Annotated in this window: 17 protein-coding genes and 1 tRNA gene; 15 read left to right on the top strand and 3 right to left on the bottom strand. The window is 68.7% G+C overall.

Annotated features, from left to right (window positions below):
• Positions 1-23: 23 nt before the first annotated feature.
• Positions 24-96 (bottom strand) — tRNA-Arg (locus J3476_RS18755).
• 98 nt (positions 97-194) lie between these two features.
• Here J3476_RS18755 and J3476_RS18750 point away from each other — a divergent pair.
• Genes J3476_RS18750 through J3476_RS18735 form a run of 4 tightly spaced genes read left to right on the top strand, consistent with a single transcriptional unit; the run spans position 195 to position 7,719 of the window.
• Positions 195-1,670: a wax ester/triacylglycerol synthase family O-acyltransferase gene (locus tag J3476_RS18750; RefSeq protein ID WP_207067897.1), complete on the top strand. Its 1,476-nt coding sequence runs from the start codon at positions 195-197 to the stop codon at positions 1,668-1,670.
• A gap of 29 nt (positions 1,671-1,699) precedes the next feature.
• Positions 1,700-3,325: an HAD-IB family hydrolase gene (locus J3476_RS18745; RefSeq protein WP_207067901.1), complete on the top strand. Its 1,626-nt coding sequence runs from the start codon at positions 1,700-1,702 to the stop codon at positions 3,323-3,325.
• Entirely contained in the window at positions 3,322-5,670 is a 2,349-nt protein-coding gene (locus tag J3476_RS18740) for a glycerol-3-phosphate 1-O-acyltransferase (protein ID WP_207067896.1), read from the top strand. Before J3476_RS18745 ends, J3476_RS18740 begins: the two co-directional genes overlap by 4 nt.
• A gap of 30 nt (positions 5,671-5,700) precedes the next feature.
• A complete protein-coding gene (locus J3476_RS18735) occupies positions 5,701-7,719 on the top strand; it encodes a cytochrome c oxidase assembly protein (RefSeq protein ID WP_207067895.1) in 2,019 nt (672 codons plus the stop codon).
• 92 nt (positions 7,720-7,811) lie between these two features.
• On the opposite strand, the gene J3476_RS28200 is transcribed toward J3476_RS18735, so the two are convergent.
• Positions 7,812-8,891, bottom strand: a complete 1,080-nt coding sequence (locus tag J3476_RS28200) for a hypothetical protein (protein ID WP_207067894.1) — start codon at positions 8,889-8,891, stop codon at positions 7,812-7,814.
• 171 nt (positions 8,892-9,062) lie between these two features.
• Between J3476_RS28200 and J3476_RS18725 the strand changes: the two genes are divergently transcribed.
• The 5 genes from J3476_RS18725 (at position 9,063) to J3476_RS18705 (ending at position 17,424) form a co-directional block, all read left to right on the top strand.
• Entirely contained in the window at positions 9,063-9,575 is a 513-nt protein-coding gene (locus J3476_RS18725; RefSeq protein ID WP_207067893.1) for a single-stranded DNA-binding protein, read from the top strand.
• A gap of 111 nt (positions 9,576-9,686) precedes the next feature.
• On the top strand, positions 9,687-11,360 hold the full coding sequence (gene ettA, locus J3476_RS18720; RefSeq protein WP_152517886.1) for an energy-dependent translational throttle protein EttA: 1,674 nt from the start codon (positions 9,687-9,689) through the stop codon (positions 11,358-11,360).
• 93 nt (positions 11,361-11,453) lie between these two features.
• Complete coding sequence (locus tag J3476_RS18715) at positions 11,454-16,331, top strand: NAD-glutamate dehydrogenase (protein WP_207067892.1); 4,878 nt, start codon at positions 11,454-11,456, stop codon at positions 16,329-16,331.
• Positions 16,328-16,747, top strand: a complete 420-nt coding sequence (locus J3476_RS18710; protein WP_207067891.1) for a thioesterase family protein — start codon at positions 16,328-16,330, stop codon at positions 16,745-16,747. Before J3476_RS18715 ends, J3476_RS18710 begins: the two co-directional genes overlap by 4 nt.
• Entirely contained in the window at positions 16,744-17,424 is a 681-nt protein-coding gene (locus J3476_RS18705) for a hypothetical protein (protein ID WP_207067900.1), read from the top strand. The genes J3476_RS18710 and J3476_RS18705 overlap by 4 nt, the downstream gene beginning before the upstream one ends.
• Before the next feature lie 10 nt (positions 17,425-17,434).
• On the opposite strand, the gene J3476_RS18700 is transcribed toward J3476_RS18705, so the two are convergent.
• The gene (locus J3476_RS18700) at positions 17,435-17,857 is read right to left on the bottom strand and encodes a globin (RefSeq protein WP_221360138.1); all 423 of its coding nucleotides are present in this window, start codon (positions 17,855-17,857) and stop codon (positions 17,435-17,437) included.
• Positions 17,858-17,989: 132 nt separating this feature from the next.
• Here J3476_RS18700 and J3476_RS18695 point away from each other — a divergent pair, with 132 nt between their 5' ends.
• The 6 genes from J3476_RS18695 (at position 17,990) to J3476_RS18670 (ending at position 21,043) form a co-directional block, all read left to right on the top strand.
• Positions 17,990-18,643 (top strand): HNH endonuclease, encoded by a 654-nt coding sequence (locus J3476_RS18695; RefSeq protein ID WP_207067889.1) that lies wholly within the window; start codon positions 17,990-17,992, stop codon positions 18,641-18,643.
• Between the two features lie 40 nt (positions 18,644-18,683).
• A complete protein-coding gene (locus J3476_RS18690) occupies positions 18,684-18,902 on the top strand; it encodes a hypothetical protein (protein ID WP_152519799.1) in 219 nt (72 codons plus the stop codon).
• The gene (locus J3476_RS18685) at positions 18,889-19,365 is read left to right on the top strand and encodes a DUF5130 domain-containing protein (protein WP_207067888.1); all 477 of its coding nucleotides are present in this window, start codon (positions 18,889-18,891) and stop codon (positions 19,363-19,365) included. The genes J3476_RS18690 and J3476_RS18685 overlap by 14 nt, the downstream gene beginning before the upstream one ends.
• A gap of 87 nt (positions 19,366-19,452) precedes the next feature.
• Positions 19,453-20,034 (top strand): EspA/EspE family type VII secretion system effector, encoded by a 582-nt coding sequence (locus J3476_RS18680; protein ID WP_207067887.1) that lies wholly within the window; start codon positions 19,453-19,455, stop codon positions 20,032-20,034.
• Positions 20,035-20,100: 66 nt separating this feature from the next.
• Positions 20,101-20,466, top strand: a complete 366-nt coding sequence (locus tag J3476_RS18675) for a hypothetical protein (protein WP_207067886.1) — start codon at positions 20,101-20,103, stop codon at positions 20,464-20,466.
• Positions 20,453-21,043 (top strand): hypothetical protein, encoded by a 591-nt coding sequence (locus J3476_RS18670; protein WP_207067885.1) that lies wholly within the window; start codon positions 20,453-20,455, stop codon positions 21,041-21,043. Before J3476_RS18675 ends, J3476_RS18670 begins: the two co-directional genes overlap by 14 nt.
• The last annotated feature ends 111 nt before the right edge of the window (positions 21,044-21,154 follow it).

The raw sequence follows: 21,154 nt of genomic DNA, 5'->3' as shown, positions 1-21,154 counted from the left end.
CGATGTCTTGCGACATCACACGGCGCCCCCGGCAGGGATCGAACCTGCGACCGACCGCTTAGAAGGCGGTTGCTCTGTCCGCTGAGCTACGGGGGCAGCGCGGAAGAGTCTATCCCGTCGTTCCGCCGGCTCCGCCACGCTGACACGGACAAAACGCGCCTCGCGGTCCGAACCGGCCGACTAGCGTGGTCGCCATGAGCAACGCGCCGGAACTGGATGCGGCCGGACTGCCGGAGGAACTCAGCCCGCTCGACCAGATCCTGCACCGCGGCGAAGCCAACCCGCGCACCCGCTCGGGCATCCTGACCGTGGAACTGCTCGACACCACCCCGGACTGGGAGCTGTTCCGCACCCGGTTCGAAAACGCCTCCCGCAAGGTGTTGCGGCTGCGCCAGAAGGTGGTGACGCCGACGCTGCCGACCGCGGCGCCGCGCTGGGTCGTCGACCCGGACTTCAACCTGGATTTCCACCTGCGCCGGGTGCGGGTGCCCGAGCCGGGCACCTTCCGCCAGGTGATGGACCTCGCCGAGGTCGCCGCTCAGTCGCCGCTGGACATCTCCCGACCACTGTGGACGGCCACCCTGATCGAGGGCGTGCAGAACGGTCAGGCCGCGCTGATGGTCCACCTCAGCCACGCGGTCACCGACGGGGTCGGGGGCGTCGAGATGTTCGCCCACCTCTACGACCTCGAGCGCGATCCGCCGCCGCAGGACACCCCGCCGCTGCCCATCCCGACCGACCTGTCGCCCAACGAACTGATGCGTCGCGGCCTCAACCGTCTGCCGGGCACCGTCGTCGGCGGGATGCGCGACGCGGTGTTCGGCGCCGCGCAGGCCGTCGGTCACGTGGTGCGCGACCCGGTCAGCCGACTGGGCAGCGTCATCGACTACGCCATGTCCGGGGCGCGGGTGATCGGCCCGGTGGCCGACCCGTCACCGCTGCTGCGACGACGCAGTCTGTCCTCGCGCAGCGACGCCATCGACATCGAGTTCGGGGACCTGCACCGCGCCGCCAAGGCGGCGGGCGGCTCCATCAACGACGCCTACCTCGCCGGCGTCTGCGGCGCTCTGCGGCTCTACCACCTGGCCAAAGGAGTGCCGATCGACACGCTGCCGATGGCGGTACCGGTCAACCTGCGCTCCGAAGCCGACCCCGCCGGCGGTAACCGCTTCGTCGGTGTCAACCTCGCCGCCCCGATCGGTCTGACCGATCCCGAGGCCCGCATCAAGAACATCCGGATGCAGATGACGCGCAAGCGCGACGAGCGTGCGCTCGACATGGTGGGTGCCGTCGCGCCGCTGATCAGTCTGCTGCCCGACAGTGTCCTGGAATCGATGGCCGGGTCCATCGTCAACTCCGACGTCCAGGCCAGCAATGTGCCGGTCTACGCCGGCGACACGTTCATCGCCGGGGCGCAGGTGCTGCGCCAGTACGGTCTGGGGCCGCTGCCCGGGGTGGCGATGATGGTGGTGCTGGTGTCGCGGTCGGGGTACTGCACGATCACCGCCCGCTACGACCGGGCCTCGATCGCCGACCCGGACCTGTTCGCGCAGTGTCTGCTCGGCGGTTTCGACGAAGTACTTTCACTCGGCGGCGCCGGCCAGGCGGTGCCGGCGACCTTCACCGAGAACACGCAGGTGTTCTCCTACAACGGAAGTGGCCAGCAGTGACATCTGAGCTGACACCCGGCAACCGGCAGATGCGTCTGCCCGGATCCGTCGCCGAGGTCCAGGCATCTCCACAGGGCCCGCAGGTGGGTGCCTTCTTCGACCTAGACGGCACTCTCGTGGCCGGGTTCACCGGTGTGGTGATGACCCAGGATCGCTTCCGGCGCCGGCAGATGTCGGTCGGAGAGTTCATCGGTATGGTGCAGGCGGGGCTCAATCACCAACTGGGCCGGTCGGAGTTCGAGGATCTCATCGGCAAGGGTGCGCGGATGTTGCGCGGCAACTCCGTCGCCGACGTCGACGAGCTCGCCGAACGCCTGTTCGTGCAGAAGATCGTCAGCCGGATCTATCCGGAGATGCGCGAGATCGTGCGGGCCCACATGGCCCGCGGGCACACCGTCGTCCTCAGTTCCTCGGCGCTGACCGTGCAGGTCGAGCCCGTCGCGCGGTTCCTGGGTATCAACAACGTCCTCAGCAACAAATTCGAGACCGACGAGAACGGCCTGATCACCGGCGAGGTCGCCGAGCCCATCATCTGGGGGCCTGGAAAGGCCAGGGCGGTACAGCGATTCGCCAAGGACAACGGAATCGACCTGTCCAAGAGCTACTTCTACGCCGACGGCGACGAAGACGTGGCCCTGATGTATCTGGTCGGCAATCCGCGCCCCACCAACCCGGCCGGCAAGATGGCCGCGGTCGCCGAGAAGCGGGGATGGCCGGTGCTGCGGTTCAGCAGCCGCAGCGGCGCCAGCCCGGTCTCCCAGGTGCGCACCGTCGCCGGCATCGCGAGCATGGTGCCCGTCGCCGCGGGGGCACTGGGCGTGGGCCTGCTGACCCGCAACAAGCGCACCGGGGTGAACTTCTTCACGTCCGTCTTCGGCCGCACCCTGCTCACCACCATCGGGATCAACCTGAACGTGCTGGGCAAGGAGAACCTCACCGCGAAACGCCCTGCGGTGTTCATCTTCAACCACCGCAATCAGGCCGACCCGCTCATCGCAGGCAGCCTGGTCAACGACAACTTCACCTCGGTGGGCAAGAAAGAACTCGAAGGTGATCCGATCGTCGGCACCATCGGCAAGATCCTCGACGCGGCCTTCATCGACCGCGACGATCCCCAGAAGGCGGTCGAGGGGCTCAGGAAAGTCGAAGATCTCGCCCGCAAGGGGTTGTCCATCCTCATCGCGCCGGAGGGGACCCGTCTCGACACGACCGAGGTCGGTCCGTTCAAGAAGGGGCCCTTCCGCATCGCGATGTCGGCGGGAATCCCGATCGTGCCGATCGTGATCCGCAACGCCGAAGTGATCGCCGCGCGCGACTCCAGCACATTCAACCCTGGCACCGTCGATGTGATTGTCTACCCGCCCATTCCGGTGGATGACTGGACCCACGACAACCTCAACGAGCGCATCGCCGAGGTACGTCAGCTCTACCTCGACACGCTCAAGGACTGGCCGCACGAGGAGTTGCCGGTGCCGGAGGTGTACCGGCGCTCCGCTGAGAAGAAACCCGCCGGGAAGACTGCGAAGAAAACGCCGGCCAAGAAGACGGCGGCGAAGAAGCCGGCGGCGAAGAAGACGGCTGACAACGCGAGCGCCAGCAAGGTGCCCGCCAAGAAGGCACCCGCCAAGCGGACCGGGACCAGGGGACGGCCATGAAGATCCGTGCCGACGACATCACCGCTTTCTCCGCAGTCGACGACACCCTGGTGTTGGCATCGGTGTCGTCACCGGCCGAGGAGGGACTGCTCGCCGACTGGCTACGTCACCAACGCCAGCAGCATCCCGACTCGAAGATCGAGGTGCTGAAACTGCCCGCCGACGACGACCCGCCCCCCGCGGTGCTGGCTCAGCTCGTGCAACTGCTCGAGGCCGACGACGACCGTTCGGTCGTGCCGGTGCGGGTCTTCTGGGTGCCCGGCGGTCTGCCCACCCGTTCGAAAGTGGTGGCAGTGCTGTCGGGCCGTGACACCTACTGCCCACCGAAACTGCTGCAGCACAGCATTCTCAAGCGTGACCCGTCCCGCGCGCGGGTGGTGGCAGGTGAGCCCGCCAAAGTCTCCGAACTGCGCCAGCAGTGGAGCGACACGACCGTCGCCGAGAACGAGCGCGAGTTCGCCCGGTTCGTGATCCGGCGCGCCATCCTGGCGATCGAACGGGTGGAGCTGCGACTGCTGGGCCCGGAGTACAAGTCGCCGCGGCTGATCAAGCCCGAGGTGCTCGCGTCCACGCGGTTCCGCGAAGGGCTCGACAAGATTCCCGACGCCACCGTCGAGAAGGCCGGCGAGATGCTCGACGAGCTGGGCACCGGATGGAGCAGGTTCTCCGTCGACCTCATCCCCGCGCTGGGCCGGGCCATCTTCAGCCGCGGGTTCGACCCCAACATCGACTACGACCGCTCCGAGGTCGAGTCGATGCGCGACGCCCTGGAGTCCCATCCGGCGGTACTGCTGTTCTCTCACCGCTCCTATCTCGACGGCGCCATCGTCCCGGTGGCCATGCAGGAGAACCGGTTACCGCCGGTGCACACCTTTGCGGGCATCAACCTGTCGTTCGGTTTCATGGGCCCGCTGATGCGGCGCTCCGGCGTGATCTTCCTGCGCCGCAAACTCGACGACCCGCTCTACAAGTACGTGCTGCGCCAATTCGTCGGGTACATCGTCGAGAAGCGGTTCAACCTGTCCTGGGCGATCGAGGGCACCCGGTCGCGCACCGGAAAGATGTTGCCGCCCAAGCTCGGTCTGCTCGCCTATGTCGCCGACGCCTACCTGGACGGCCGAAGCGACGACATCCTGCTGCAGCCGGTGTCGATCAGCTTCGACCAGCTGCACGAGACCGCCGAATACGCCTCGTATGCGCGCGGCGGCGAGAAGACCCCGGAAGGTTTGTCCTGGTTGGTCAACTACATCAAGGCGCAGGGGGAGCGCAACTACGGCAAGATCTACGTCCGTTTCCCCGAAGCGGTCTCCATGCGGGAGTACCTGGGGGAACCGCACGGCCCGATGACGCAGGACGACGCGGCCAAACGTCTGGCGATGCAGAAGATGGCGTTCGAGGTGGCATGGCGCATCCTGCAGGTCACCCCGATCAACGCGACCGCGTTGGTCTCAGCACTGCTGCTGTCGACCCGGGGGGTCGCGCTGACCCTCGATCAGTTGCACCACACGCTGCAGGACTCCCTCGATTACCTGGAACGCAAACAGGCGCCGATGACCAACAGTGCGCTGCGGCTGCGGACCCAGGAGGGGGTGCGGACGGCGGTCGACGCGTTGTCGAACGGACACCCGGTCACCCGTATCGACGGTGGTCGCGAGCCGGTGTGGTTCATCGCGCCGCAGAACGAACTCGAAGCAGCGTTCTACCGCAACTCGTTGATCGACGCCTTCCTGGAGACCTCACTGGTCGAGCTGGCGCTGGCGCACGCGGCCCGCGCGGAAAGCCATGGCCTGGAAGCATTCTGGGACCAGGTGATGCGGCTGCGCACCCTGCTGAAGTTCGACTTCTACTTCGCCGACTCCGCGGGATTCCGCGAACATGTGGCCGAAGAGATGTCCTGGCAGCCCAACTGGGAAGAGGACGTGACCGCCGGTGGAGACCGCATCGACGCGGTCCTGCGCGCCAAGCGGCCGGCCATCGCAGGCCCGCTGCTGCGACCGTTCTTCGAGGCGTACTGGATCGTGGCCGACGTTCTCGTGGACGCCCCGGCCGACATCTCGGAGAAGGAGCTGACCGCCCAGGCGCTCGCGGTGGGGCAGCAGTACGTCGCGCAGAACGTCGTGCGCTCGGCAGAGTCGGCGTCGGCACTGCTGTTCACCACGGCCTGGCAGGTCGCCGGCGACCAGAATCTGCTGGTGCCGGCCGCCGACCTGGTGGACCGGCGCAAAGCCTTCCGCGACGAGTTGCGGGCCATCCTCAGTGACATGGATCGGGTGGACGCATCGGCGCGGGCGCAGTTCTTCGCCCGGGAGCGCAGCCGGCGCGAACTGCGGGCCGGCGCGGTGTGAGCCGACCCGGCGAGGTCATACGCTGAGCGAATGACCTCCGCGAGTCGCGTGGCCCCTCACCGGGTGCGCCGGTACGCGGGCTGGCCGGTGCTCTACGGGGTCGGCGTGCTGGCCGCGGTGACCGCGGCGGCCCTGTCGGCGCTGTCGGTCGCCGAGTCGCTGACCGCGACGGGGCTGCCCGACCCCGGCCCGGTGACCAACTACGGTCTGCCGGCTGTGCGCGCGGCGGGCGAGATCGCCGCCGTCACCGCGGTGGGCTCGTTCCTGTTCGCTGCCTTCCTGGTGCCGCCGCAGAAGAACCAGGTGCTCGACGCCGACGGCTACCGGGCGCTGCGGGTGGGGACGGTGGCCTCGGGCATCTGGGCGGTGTGCGCGACGCTGATGGTCGCGCTCACCGTCTCCGACGTCAGCGGCCAGCCGGTGGCCGCGCATCTCAACCCGATGGAGATCTGGTCGGTCGCCGGACTCGTCGATGTGGCTGGTGCGTGGCGCTGGACGGCGGTCTTCGCCGTCGTCGTGACGCTGGCCAGCATCCCCGTGCTGCGGTGGTCGTGGACGCCGGTGCTGTGTGCGGGGTCGCTCGCGACGCTGCTGCCCTTGGCGCTGACCGGGCACTCGTCCTCCGGGGGCGCCCATGATCTCGCGACCAACAGTCTGGTCATCCACCTGGTCGCCGGGGCACTGTGGGCGGGCGGTCTGTTCGCGCTGCTGGTCCACGCGCTGCGCGGCGGTGGGCACGCCGACGTCGCCGCACGGCGGTTCTCCGCGGTGGCATTGTGGTGCTTCGTCGCGATGGCGCTCAGCGGGGTGGTCAATGCCCTGACCCGGATCGCCCTGGCGGATCTGGTCACCAGCCGGTACGGCTGGCTGGTGCTGGCCAAGGTGACAGCGCTGGTGGCGCTGGGATTTCTGGGTTGGGCGCAGCGCCGACGCGGGGTGACGGCGTTGCGCAAGGACGCCGGCAACCGGGCCGCACTGGTGCGATTGGCGCTCGTCGAGGCCGTCGTCTTCGGTCTCACGTTCGGTGTCGCCGTCGCGTTGGGTCGCACGCCTCCGCCCCCGCCCCGCGACCTCGACCTGTCCGTCCCCGCGGTGGAGATCGGCTACGACCTGGCCGGTCCGCCCACGCTGGGCCGGGTGCTGTTCGACTGGCGGTTCGATCTGATGTTCGGCACCGCGGCTCTCGTGCTGGCCGTCGGGTACCTGATCGGTGTGCGTCGCCTGCGCGGCCGCGGCGATGCCTGGCCTACCGGCCGGCTGGTGTCCTGGCTGCTCGGTTGCCTGGTCCTGCTGCTGGCGACGTCGTCCGGCATCGGCCGCTACATGCCCGCGATGTTCAGCATGCACATGGTCGGGCACATGCTGCTGTCCATGTTGGCGCCGATCCTGCTGGTGCTCGGCGCGCCGGTGACGCTGGCGCTGCGCGCGCTGCCCGCGGCCGGACGCGACGAGCCCCTCGGCCCGCGTGAGTGGCTCCTGGCCGCGCTGCACTCGCGGGTCTCGCGGGTGCTGACCAACCCGTTCGTGGCGACGGCACTGTTCGTCGTGGGCTTCTACGGCCTGTATTTCAGCGGCCTGTTCGACTCCGTCGTCGACAGCCACGGCGCACACCTGGCGATGAACCTGCACTTCCTGCTCAGCGGCTATCTCTTCTACTGGGTGGTGATCGGGGTCGATCCGACGCCGCGCCCGATCCCGCCGCTGGCCAAGCTCGGCGTGGTGTTCGCCTCACTGCCGTTGCACGCCTTCTTCGGCGTGGTGCTGATGGGCATGTCGACGGTGCTGGGCGCCGATTTCTACCGATCGTTGAAGCTGGACTGGCACACCGACCTGCTCGGCGACCAGAAGCTGGGCGGTGGCATCGCGTGGGCGGCGGGCGAGGTGCCGTTGGTCATCGTCCTGATCGCCCTGTTCGTGCAGTGGCGTCGCAGCGATCAGCGCACGGCCACGCGTCTCGACCGGGCGGCCGAACGCGACGACGACGCGGATCTGGCGGCGTACAACGCGATGCTGGCGGAGATGGCCCGACGCGACCGAGCCGGAAACTGAAGATATTATCTGTCTGACTGTTCAGATATTCATTTGTGGTGATAGCGTTGAGGGCACGGGTCGGCCCTGGCGGCGCCGATGCAGCAGATCGTTTATCGTCCCGACCGCGGGGTGGTAGTTGACGCCACGGCCGACCCGTTTTCCGACACCGCACCCGCCGCCACCGCGGCCGGCCAACTCCCGTGCGCACTGATGTCGCGGCCGGTGGCGGCAGCGCCGTCACATCCGAACGCGGTGCGCCAGCTGCCGTCGTCGAACTCCACCTTGCCCAACTGCATGGGCGGTGGCAGCGCCGCGAGGAACCGTCCCAGTGCGGCTGCCGACATCAGCCAGCGCTGGCCGTGCAACGCCGCCCCCGACTCGCCCTCGGCGACGCGGACCACGGCCGGCTTCGCCGGAACGGTCGGCAACACCGTCATGCGGTAGCGCGGTGCGGTCGTCAGCTCGCCGGCCCACCGGGCGCCGAGATCGGTCAGCTGGTGACTCAGCGCCCCGCCGCGCAGATGCGCGCCGAACACCACCAGCTCCACCACGCCGGCGCCGGCCAGCGGCCATACCGCCTCGATCGCCGGCTGTGACGCGAGCGCAGCGGCGATGTCGCAGGCGATGGCGTCCTCGAACGCGCGAGCCGCCACGGTCAGCGCGGGTCTGCCGGCGGCGGCCGCGAGCGACACCGCGCATCCTCCTGACACCGGCGTCGTGAAGGCCGCAACCATCGCGTCCACCCCGCCTGGGTGATCTTGGATCGCCTCGGACCCGGCGTCGACCGCCACCCACCGCGCACCCGGCGAGCCCAGCGCCGCGACGACCGCCTGGGTCACTGTCGGGGCGGTCCCGAGCCGCGGAACCGGGGGAGCGGCCAACCGCACGTCAGCCGGCCACGACGCACCGCCGGCCGCGCGGGCCAGCGTCGTCAGCACCCGGTTGGCCAGGCCGAGGGTGTCGGCGCCGACCGCCAGCGCTTCGCCCAGTGCTGCGGGTGTCGGCACGATCGTGGCGAGCCGCGAGAGGTCACCCTCGGCCGCCGGTGCCACCACCACATCGGCGGGCGGGGTTGCGCCGACGAGATGGAGATCCTGGTCGTTGCGTAGCGCGCGAAGTGTTTCTGCGCTGACCCGGCTCGCCACCGACACGCGCAGGACCGGCCGCTCATGGCCCGAAGCCGAAGTCATCGGCTCAACCTATTCGGCGGTTGTCCCCAATGCCCGATTGATCCACAGGACACGCTGCTGAGCGGGTTGCCGCGGTGCGCGGTGTCGGAGGTCGGGACGTCAATGGCGGTGTGACCGACGGGCCGGGCGCCGTGCCCGACCCGATGCCAGAGAAATGAAAGAGGGACCGCCATGTTCGAGACACCGATCACCGTCGTGGGCACCATCGTCACCAGGCCGGACCGCCGCTGGGTGGGTGACCAGGAACTCATCAAGTTCCGGGTGGCCAGCAACTCGCGCCGGCGCACCGCCGACGGCGCCTGGGAACCGGGCAACTCGCTGTATGCGACCGTGAACTGCTGGGGCCGACTGGTGACCGGCGTCGGGGCCGCGCTCGGGAAGGGAGACGCGGTCATCGTTGTTGGACACGTCTACACCAGCGAGTACGAGGACCGCGACGGCAACCGGCGGTCCTCGCTGGAGATACGGGCCACCTCGGTGGGGCCGGACGTGGCGCGCTGCATCGTGCGAATCGACAAGCGCCGCCATCCCGAATCCTCCGCCGAGTCGGGCGAGCAGGCGGTGCCGTCGGACACCACCTCGCAGCTCACCGCTGCGGCCGTGACCGATGGCGTCGACCCCGATGAGGTCGACGCCATGGCTGCGGACGGCACCGACGACGACGAGTCGCTGCTGACCGCGTAGCGCCGGTAACGGCGCCGACGGTCACGCCTAGGATGGGGCCCGACTACCGCGGAGGTCCAAGATGATCCCGCAGCACGACCGCGGGATCGAGAAAGGCGACATCACAGGCATATGGCCGAATTCATCTACACGATGCGGAAGGTCCGCAAGGCGCACGGCGACAAGGTCATCCTTGACGACGTCACGCTGAACTTCCTTCCGGGCGCGAAGATCGGCGTCGTCGGTCCCAACGGGGCCGGTAAGTCGAGCGTCTTGCGGATCATGGCCGGACTCGACCAGCCCAACAACGGCGACGCGTTCCTGCAGCCCGGCGCGAGTGTCGGCATCCTGCAGCAGGAGCCCCAGCTCGACGAGACCAAGACGGTGCGCGAGAACGTCGAGGACGGCGTAGCCATCAAAGGCAAGCTCAACCGGTACAACGAGGTCGCCGAACTGATGGCGACCGACTACTCCGACGAGCTCATGGAAGAAATGGGCAAGCTTCAGGAGGAGCTCGACGCCGCCGATGCGTGGGACATCGACTCCCAGCTCGAACAGGCGATGGACGCGTTGCGCTGCCCGCCGCCCGACGAGCCGGTGACCCACCTGTCCGGCGGCGAGAAGCGCCGCGTGGCGCTGTGCAAGCTGTTGCTGTCCAAACCGGATCTGTTGCTGCTCGACGAGCCGACCAACCACCTCGACGCCGAGAGCGTGCTCTGGCTCGAACAGCACCTGGCCGACTACAAGGGTGCGATCCTGGCCGTCACCCACGACCGCTACTTCCTGGACAACGTGGCCGAATGGATCCTCGAGCTGGACCGTGGCCGGGCCTACCCCTACGAGGGCAACTACTCCACCTACCTGGAGAAGAAGGCCGAGCGCATCGCCGTGGCGGGGCGCAAGGACGCCAAGCTGCAGAAGCGGCTCAAAGACGAGCTGGAATGGGTCCGGTCCGGCGCCAAAGCGCGTCAGGCCAAGAACAAGGCCCGCCTGCAGCGCTACGAGGAGATGGCAGCCGAGGCGGAGAAGACCCGCAAGCTCGACTTCGAGGAGATCCAGATCCCGACCGGCCCGCGGCTGGGCAACGTCGTGGTCGAGGTCGAACACCTCGACAAGGGCTTCGAGGGTCGACAGCTCATCAAGGACCTGTCCTTCACGCTGCCGCGCAACGGCATCGTCGGCGTCATCGGGCCCAACGGCGTCGGCAAGACCACGCTGTTCAAGACGATCGTCGGTCTCGAACAGCCCGACAGCGGCACGGTCAAAGTCGGCGAAACCGTCAAACTGAGCTACGTCGACCAGACCCGCGGCGGAATCGACCCGAACAAGACCGTGTGGGAAGTGGTCTCCGACGGGCTGGACTACATCGAGGTCGGTCAGAACGAGGTCCCCTCGCGGGCCTACGTGTCGGCGTTCGGGTTCAAAGGCCCCGACCAGCAGAAGCCTGCCGGTGTGCTCTCCGGTGGTGAGCGCAACCGGCTCAATCTCGCGCTGACCCTCAAGGAGGGCGGCAACCTGATCCTGCTCGACGAGCCGACCAACGACCTCGACGTCGAAACCCTGAGCTCGCTGGAGAACGCGCTGACGAACTTTCCCGGCTGCGCGGTGGTGATCAGCCACGACCGGTGGTTCCTGGACCGCACCTGCACCCACATTCTGGCGTGGGAGGGTGACGCCGACAACGAGGCGAAGTGGTTCTGGTTCGAGGGCAACTTCGGTGGATACGAGGAGAACAAGATCGAACGGCTCGGCGCTGACGCGGCTCGTCCGCACCGGGTGACCCACCGCAAGCTCACACGGGACTAGTCTCGTCGGAGCGCACCACGTAACCGTCATCCTCGGCGACGGCCGGTTACAGCCAACGGGGGCCGGTGCGCACGTGCGAGTCAGGAGCGGCGAATGTCGTTGAATCCAGGCGCGATCGGCGGCCAGGTTGATGACGACGCGACCTCACAGGTCGTCGAACGGCTGGCGCCCGCGTACCTCGAGACCTACCGGGGGCCGCATGGCGGCGCACCGGGGTCCGAGGCCGCGGTCACCGGCCCGATGAGTCGGCCGGCGGCCGGGGCGGTGCCCGACCCGGCCTTGGTCGAAGCCCAGTACCGGCTCGGCCGGCAAAGGCCGGCCGGCACCACCCGGGTCGCGGTGTACGGGCCCGACGATCCCGGCGGCTTCGGCCCGGCGCTGCAGATCGTCACCGACAACGCCACGCTGCTGATGGATTCGGTGACGGTGCTGCTGCACCGCCTCGGCGTGGCCTACAGCGCGATCATGAATCCGCTGTTCCGGGTACGTCGCGGGTCGGACGGTGAACTGCTCGACATCGCCCCCGCGTCCAAGGCCGAGTTCAGCGACGGCATCGACGAGACCTGGGTGCACGTCGAGCTGTCCGCGTCGGCCGACCGGCGCGCCATCGAGGAGGCCGAGCGGCTGCTGCCGGGCGCGCTCGCCGACGCGCGCCAGATCGCCGTCGACTCCGCGGACATGGCCGCGACACTGCGTGGCCTGGCCGCCGAACTCGACAGCGACACCGGGCGACGGTTCCCGAGCGCGGACCGCAAGGACGTCGCCGCACTGCTGCGGTGGCTGGCCGACGGGCACTTCGTGCTTCTCGGCTATCAGCGCTGCACCGTGCGCGGCGGCGAGGCGACGATCGACGCGGGAAGCCGCCTGGGCGTGCTGCGGCTGCGCGACGATGTGCTGCCGCAGCTGACCGCCGGCGGGGAGATCCTGGCGTTGGCGCAGGCCACCATCCCCAGCTTCCTGCGCTACGGGGCCTATCCGCAGATCGTCGTCGTCCGGGAACAGCCCTGGCCGGCCGGTGAGGACGGTGCCGAAGCGGTCGAGCACCGGTTCGTCGGACTGTTCACCGTCGCGGCGATGAACGCCAACGTGCTCGACATCCCGCTGGTGTCGCGCCGGGTGAACGACGCGTTGGCGCTGGCGCACCGCGACCCGAGCCACCCCGGCCAGCTGCTGCTCGACATCATCCAGACGATTCCGCGCGCCGAGCTGTTCGCGCTCGACGCCCGCGGTCTGCTCGACATGGCCATGGCGGTGGTCGACCTCGGCTCGCGCCGCCGCACCCTGCTGTTCATGCGGGCCGACCCGCTCGCGCACTTCGTGTCCTGCCTGGTGTATCTGCCGCGTGACCGTTACACCACCGTGGTGCGACTGGAGATGCAGGACATCCTGGTCCGCGAGCTCGGCGGCGTCAGCATCGACTACGCCGCGCGGGTCAGCGAATCGCCTTGGGCGGTGGTGCATTTCACCGTCCGCCTGCCCGAAGGTTCGCGGCTGCAGGACATCGACGTGTCCGAGACCGCGCAGAACCGCATCCAGGACCTGCTGACCGAGGCCGCGCGCACCTGGGGAGACCGGTTGCTGGGTGCGGTCAAAGCCGGCTCGATCGACCAGGTCACCGCCGAGCACTACGCCGGTGCGTTCTCCGAGGTGTACAAGCAGGCCATCTCCCCGCTGAGCGCACTGTCGGATATCGCGATCATCGAGGAACTCGAGGACGACGCGGTCAAGCTGGTGCTCTCCGACAGCGACGAGAGCGGCGTCTCGCACCTGATGTGGTACCTGGCCGGGCAGTCGGCCTCACTGAGCCAGCTGCTGCCCATGCTGCAGTCCATGGGGGTCGTGGTGCTCGAGGAGCGCCCCTTCACCGTGACCCGGCCCGACGGCATGCAGGTGTGGATCTACCAGTTCAAGGTCTCGCCGCACCCCGACATCCCGCAGGCCCCGCCCGGCCCCGAGCGGGAGGCAACCGCCGAGCGCTTCGCCGACGCGGTCACCGCGATCTGGCACGGCAACGCCGAGATCGACCGCTTCAACGAGTTGGTGTTGCGCGCCGAACTGAACTGGCAGCAGGTGGCCGTGTTGCGGGCCTACGCCAAGTACCTCAAGCAGGCCGGCTTCCCGTACAGCCAGACGCGTATCGCCGAGGTGCTCAACGACAACGCCGCCACCGCGCGGTCCCTGATGGTGTTGTTCGAAGCGCTGTTCTGCCCGACCGAGCACGCCGAGGACGGCGGTCACCGGCGCGACGCGCAGGCCGCCGTGGCCGCGGTGTCGGCCGACATCGACGCGCTGGTCAGCCTCGACACCGACCGGGTGCTGCGCGCCTTCGCGTCGATGATCCAGGCCACGTTGCGCACCAACTACTTCGTCGAGCGCGCAGACTCCGCGCGCGGGAGCAACGTCCTGTCGTTCAAGCTCAGTCCGGAGGTCATCGACGAACTACCGCTCCCGCGGCCGAAGTTCGAGATCTTCGTCTACTCGCCGCGGGTGGAAGGTGTGCATCTGCGGTTCGGCTACGTCGCCCGCGGCGGCCTGCGGTGGTCGGACCGCCGGGAGGACTTCCGGACCGAGATCCTGGGCCTGGTCAAGGCCCAGGCCGTCAAGAACGCCGTCATCGTCCCCGTCGGCGCCAAGGGCGGGTTCGTCGTCAAGCGGCCGCCGGTGCGCACCGGCGACCCCGCCGTCGACCGCGAGGCGACCCGGGACGAGGGAGTGGCCTGCTACCGGCTGTTCATCGCCGGGCTGCTCGACGTGACCGACAACGTCGACAAAGCCACCGGCGCGATCATCACGCCCCCGGACGTGGTGCGTCGCGACGGCGACGACGCCTATCTGGTGGTCGCCGCGGACAAGGGCACCGCGACGTTCTCCGACATCGCCAACGAGGTCGCGATCTCCTACGGCTTCTGGCTGGGTGACGCATTCGCCTCCGGTGGTTCGGTGGGCTACGACCACAAGGCCATGGGCATCACCGCCAAGGGCGCCTGGGAGTCGGTCAAACGGCACTTCCGCGAGATGGGCATCGACACCCAGTCCGAGGACTTCACCGTGGTCGGCATCGGTGACATGAGCGGTGACGTGTTCGGCAACGGCATGCTGCTCTCCGAGCACATCAGGCTGCTGGCCGCCTTCGACCACCGCCACATCTTCATCGACCCGAACCCCGACGCGGCCTCGTCCTGGCGGGAACGCAAGCGTCTCTTCGACCTGCCCCGCTCCAGCTGGGAGGACTACGACACGTCGCTGATCAGCGAAGGCGGCGGGGTCTACACCCGCCAGCAGAAGTCCATCACCGTCAGCGCCGAAGCGCGCGCCGCGCTGGGCATCGACGACAGCGTCTCGGAGCTGACGCCGCCCGCACTGATCAAAGCCATCCTCAAGGCCCCCGCCGACCTGTTGTTCAACGGCGGCATCGGCACCTACATCAAGGCCGAATCCGAGGCCGACTCCGACGTCGGCGACCGCGCCAACGACGCGGTCCGGGTCAATGCCAACCAGGTGCGGGCGAAGGTGATCGGCGAGGGCGGCAACCTCGGGGTCACGTCGCTGGGCCGGGTCGAGTTCGACCTGATCGGCGGCCGGATCAACACCGACGCCCTGGACAACTCCGCGGGAGTGGACTGCTCCGACCACGAGGTCAACATCAAGATCCTGATCGATTCGCTGGTCACCGCGGGCAAGGTCGCCCCCGAGGACCGCACCGAGCTGCTGTTGTCGATGACCGACGAGGTCGGTCGCCTGGTGCTGCTGGACAACGAGGACCAGAACGACCTGATGGGCACCAGCCGCGCCAACGCCGCCAGCCTGCTGTCGGTGCACGCCCGGATGATCCGCCAGCTGGTGGCCGAGCGCGGTCTCAACCGCGAGCTCGAGGCCCTGCCGTCGGACAAGGAGATCACCCGCCGCGCCGAGGCCGGCATCGGGCTCACCTCTCCCGAGCTGTCCACGCTGATGGCGCACGTGAAGCTCGCCCTCAAAGACGACCTGCTCGCCGGCGACCTGCCTGACCAGGAGGTCTTCGCCGCGCGGCTGCCGTCCTACTTCCCGACGACACTGCGCGACCGGTTCGCCTCGGACATCCGCTCCCATCAGCTGCGGCGCGAGATCGTCGCCACCATGCTCGTCAACGACGTGGTCGACACGTCGGGCATCTCGTTCGCCTACCGGGTCTCCGAGGATGTCGGGGTGGCCCCGGTCGACGCCGTCCGCAGCTTCGCGGCCGCCGACGCGATCTTCGGCCTGAACCGGGTGTGGCGGGAGATCATGGCCGCCGGGACCGCGGGGGCGTCAGTGGCGGTGACCGACCGGATGACGCTGGATCTGCGCCGGCTCATCGACCGGTCGGCCCGCTGGCTGCTGAACTACCGCCCCCAGCCGTTGGCCGTGGGCGCGGAGATCAACCGGTTCGCCGACAAGGTCGCCGCGCTGACCCCGAGGATGCCGGAATGGTTGCGCGGCGACGACAAGGCGATCGTCGAGCGGGAATCGGGCGAGTTCGCCGCTGACGGCGCACCGCAGGAGCTGGCCTATACCGTCGCCACGGCGCTGTACCAGTTCAGCCTGCTCGACGTCATCGACATCGCCGACATCGTCGACCGCGACCCTGCCGAGGTCGCCGACACGTACTTCGCGCTGATGGACCATCTCAACACCGACAGCCTGCTCACCGCGGTGTCACGGCTGTCCCGTGAGGACCGCTGGCATTCCCTGGCGCGGCTGGCGATCCGCGACGACATCTACGGCTCGTTGCGCGCCCTGTGCTTCGACGTGCTGGCCGTCGGTGAGCCCGACGAGACCGGCGAGGAGAAGATCGCCGAATGGGAGATGAGCAACAGCTCGCGCATCAGCCGCGCCACCCGCACGCTGTCGGAGCTCTACGACAGCGGTGAGCACGACCTGGCCACGCTGTCGGTGGCGGCGCGGCAGATCCGCAGCATGACCCGCACCAGCGGAGCGGGGTCGACCGCGTGACGGCGCCCGTCGGCTTCGTCGCACCGGTGCATGTGCGGTGGTCGGACATCGACATGTACCAGCACATCAACCACGCGACGATGGTGACCATCCTCGAGGAGGCCCGGATCCCGTTCCTGCGGGAACCGTTCGGCGAGCAGATCACCACGATCGGGTTGCTGATCGCCGAGGTGAACATCGTCTACAAGGGCCAGCTTCGCCTGATGGATTCGCCGCTGCAGGTCACGATGTGGTCGAAGCGGGTGCGGGCCGTCGACTTCACCGTCGGCTACGAGGTCCGCTCGGTCGGTGCGGCGCCGGACTCCCGGCCCGCGGTGATCGCCGCGACGCAACTGGCGGCGGTGCACATTCAGGAGCAGCGGCTGCAACGGTTGTCGGACACCCAGCGGGAGTACCTGCAGCAGTGGATGCGGTGACCGGGGCCGAGCGGGGTATCTGGCTCGACGACCCCGCCGACCGCGAAGATCTGTCGACGTTCGCCGACCGCGCGCAGCGGCTCGACGACGCCGCGGTGGTGAGGCTGCGCGCGCGTCCCGCCGGCGGGGTGGTCGCGTGGTTCGCCACCGGTTTCGACGTCCTGGCCAGCCGGGTGGTCGACGGCCGGATCCGGCCCGCCGACCTGTGCGCCGGCGCCGACCAGCTCCAGAGCGGGCTCGGCGCCGTCGGGAGCGACGGCTACGTCGACCCCGGCTTCCCGATGGATTCGGCGTGGCGCGGTGCGCTGCCGCCCGACTCCGGGTTCGTCCACCTCGACGACGTGCCCGCCCGAGCGGTGCTGGACCTCGCCCACCGCGGCTCCGAGCTGGTCAAAGAGCACTCGAGCGCACACGGCCCGCCGGCATCGTTGCTCGATCAGGAAGTCGTCGGCGTGTCGGCGGGGGAGGACAGCGTCGGGATCCCGATGCGGTGTGTCTTCGCGCTGACGTCGATGGGGTTCCTGCCCCAGACCGGCGGAGGGCCGGAGTTCGCGCCCGAATCCGTCGCCGCCGATGAGGTGGTCCGGGTGCGGGCCACTCCGGCCTGGCTGCGGGTCGACGCGCGGTTCGGCACCATCTACCGCCGGCGCGGGGATCCGGCGGTGGTGCTGAGATGACCGGCGCTTCTCAGAACGGCGAGTTCACCATGGACTGCGCCGCCATCTCCAGGTAGGCGATCAGCTCCCGTCGGTGCTCCTCATCGAGGGTCTGCGCGTCGATCTCGGCGACCGCGGTGTGCATGCATCGCAGCCAGGCGTCGCGCTCCAGGAAGCCGATCCGAAAGGGTGCGTGGCGCATCCGCAGCCGTGGGTGGCCGCGCTGGTCGGAATAGGTACGGGGACCGCCCCAGTACTGCTCGAGGAACATCCGCAGCCGTTCCTCCGCGCCGTCCAGGTCGTCCTCGGGGTAGAGCGGGCGCAGGATTTCGTCCTCGCGCACCTGCTCGTAGAACCGCCTCACGATCGTGCGGAACGTCTCGTGCCCGCCGACCGCTTCGTAGAACGACTGCTGCTGCCCGGCGGGAGGTGTCTGCGCACTCATCCCCTCCATTGTGGGCCATCGCCGCCTCAGCCCTGTCCAGCGCGTCCGGTCACGAGATGTTCATTCGACTGACCAGCGAACACAGGCGGAATTGCCGTGCGCTGAGGGGGGAATCGTGGTGGACTGTCGGTCGGAGGACGTATGGCGCAGCGCAAGAACGGTCGCGGCCACCGGCACCACCGGGCCGCGACGGGCTCTCCAGGGCCGACAACCGGTACCGCTCCGCGCGCGCTGCACAGCGTCGAGGTCACTGTCAGCGCCAGCCCGGAGCCCTCGATCTGGGGCCGCCGACGGGTCCTGTTGCTCAACTCGACCTACGAACCGCTGACGGCGCTGCCGATGCGCCGCGCGATCATCATGGTGATGTGCGGCAAGGCCGACGTGGTGCACGACGACCCCCTCGGCCCGGTGATCCACTCGGCGACACGCACCATCGTGGTGCCCTCGGTGATCCGCCTGCGGACCTTCGTGCGGGTGCCTTACCGTGCCCGCATCCCGATGACCCGGGCCGCGCTGATGCACCGCGACCGGTTCCGGTGTGCCTACTGCGGAGGCAAGGCCGACACCGTCGACCACGTCGTCCCGCGCAGCCGCGGTGGCGCACATTCCTGGGAGAACTGCGTGGCCGCCTGTTCGGGGTGCAACCACCGCAAGGCCGACAAGCTGTTGACCGAACTGGGCTGGACGCTGCACGTCACCCCGTTGCCGCCCAAGGGGCAGCACTGGCGGCTGCTGTCGAGCATCAAGGAACTCGACCCGGCCTGGGTGAGATACCTGGGTGAGGGCGCGGCCTGACCGGCCGGTGGGTTAACGTTTCCGCGTGAGCACTACTGCGATGTTGCACGCGAGCTTCGTGCTGATTCCGTTGGCGCTCGCGGCGGTGTTGTCCCTGTTCATCTTCACCAAAAAAGGGCCGCACCCCGCGACGTACGACATGTCCGAACAGTGGACGCACGATCCGATCCTGTGGGCGGCCGACGAGCCGGCCGACCACGGACACGGCGGCCACGGTTCGCATCTGACGGTGGGAGGTGGCGCAAGTGGCAAGTGGTGAGGTTTCCCGGGTGACGTCCACGGAGCTCGCGGAGCTGCCCTACGGCTCGGCGATCACGTCCAGCGGCCGGATCTCCGGGGTCACCGAGCCCGGTGAGCTGTCCGTCCATTACCCGTTCCCGACCAAGGACCTGGTGATCCTGGACAACGCGCTGAAGTTCGGGTCGCGCAACGCCAAGGCCCGTTTCGCCGTCTACATCGGTGACCTGGGCGAGGACACCGCCGCGACCGCGCGAGAGCTGCTGGCCCGGGTGCCCACCCCCGACAACGCGGTGTTGTTGGCCGTCTCGCCGAACCAGAAGGCCATCGAGGTGGTCTACGGCGCGGAGGTCAAAGGTCGCGGCATCGAGGAGTCCGCACCGCTGGGAGTGTCGGCGGCCGCAGCGTCGTTCCAGGAAGGCAACCTCATCGACGGGTTGATCAGCGGTATCCGGGTGCTGTCGGCGGGCGTCTCGCCACGCTGAACTGTCGGGCATCTCACCTCGCTGCGCGAAGTGGCGCCTCACCCCTCCTCTCGGCGGCCCTAGACTCGTTTGTCGAGGGGAGGGAGCGTGACGGTGGGGGTGCTGGACGCTTTCTTGGCGACGTGGTCCAGGGCCCGGGCCGCCTTCGGCGACGGCGCCCCACAGGACGGATCTGCCTACGACCAGAGCCCGGCGCTGCTCGAGCTGCGGGACGAGGTCGCGGGGGCCGGGCCGGGTCAGCACTGGCGCGGCCCCGGTTCGGATGCCTACGGGCACGCCAACGACAAGCAGGCCGGGGTGTTGGGCGAAGCGGCCCGGCTGGACCGGCGGTTGCGCGCCGAGGTCGACAAGTCCGCCGAGGTCGTGGCCGCCGGCCGGCGTGAGTTGGACGGCGTGCGGCAGTGGGTGCTCGACGCGGCGTCCGAGGTCCCGCAGACAGCCGAGGGTGAGCGGATGCTCTATCCGGTGGTGAGCCGAGGCTTCGCAGAGATCGTGGAGATTCTCGAGCGATCTGCCGCCGACATGCGCTCGATCTCCACCCGGATCGGTGGGATCGGTGCGCAGTACCAAGCCCTGGGCGGCGACGTGAAACTCGGAACCGGTGACGGCGTGGGGCAGCCCCAGATCCCGTCGTCATCCGCCGACAAGCCCACGAACACGCGAGGTTGAGGCGTGCCGAGTGGCTGGACTTTGATCCGCCTTCTGCGATTGGGCGCAGGATGCGGTGTTGCCGCGATGATCATCAGTTCATGCGGTGGCGAACCGGGATCTGCGACCGCCACGGACTGCGAGATCGTTGCAGAACTCAGCGAAGAGTTCCGCGCCATGGACGGACGTGATCAGACCGGCGGTGACATCAACGCACGGTTTGCGGAGAAGGTTCGGGCGGCCGCCCACAGCGTGTCCGGAGCGCAGGTTCGAGACGAGTTGACCACGTGGGCAGAAGGATTCAGCACACTTTCTCAGATCCAGCGCACCCACTCTTCGTCGCCGGTCGCCGACGAGCGGGCCCAGCTGATGGAGGCGGGCGAGGCCATCTATGGCACTGCCGATCAGCTCCGCAGCACCTGCCCCAATGCATGGCCGAGTGCGTCCGGATGACCTCTCCGCGCGCGTGCCACCACGCATCGCCCTCTCCAGCCAGGACCCGTCGGGCAGCTTCTTCGAGCTCGGCCCGCCCGTCGTACCTCGGTTCGCGATGAATCCGGTTGATCCGCAGGGGCGCACACGCAGTCGCTGGAAATGGTTTGTGATTGCGGCCGCCGCCATCGTGCCGGTCGTGGTGGCGGCGGTGTGGTTGATCGCCGAACCGGCCTCACCTGACAGAACGCCAGACTGCGTGGTCGTCGCGGAGACAACCCGTCAGTGGCAGGCGACAGTAGCAAGCTTGACTCCGGCGCAAGGGGCTATCGGGCCGACTGACGAGTTCGTCGACCAGCAGTACCTAAAGATGGCCGCGATGATGCAGGCCGCGGCCGACTCTGTGAAGACACCCGAAATCAAGCAGCATCTGAGCGAGTGGGCCACCGCGGCGGATCGGCTCGCGATTACTCAACAAAACGCGGCGGGCGAGTCTCCGGGAATGCCGGACGAGATGCTCGAGGTGTTCACGCACATCAACGACGCCGCCGGCGCCCTGGGTGAGCTCTGTCCGAACATGCCCTCGGTCCAACGGTGAGAACCTCTCACGGGTGTCCGCGCGTTCGGCGGCCAGGGTAAAGGCGCCTCACGACCTGTGCGCGGCACGGACTGTCGGCAAGTCGTTCTGCACACGACCCCGCTCCGGCGC

Source organism: Mycobacterium sp. PO1 (genome assembly GCF_017312405.1).
Lineage (GTDB): Bacteria > Actinomycetota > Actinomycetes > Mycobacteriales > Mycobacteriaceae > Mycobacterium.
The sequence above is the reverse complement of the archived record's forward strand: the minus strand, read 5'-3'. Positions and strand labels throughout refer to the sequence as shown.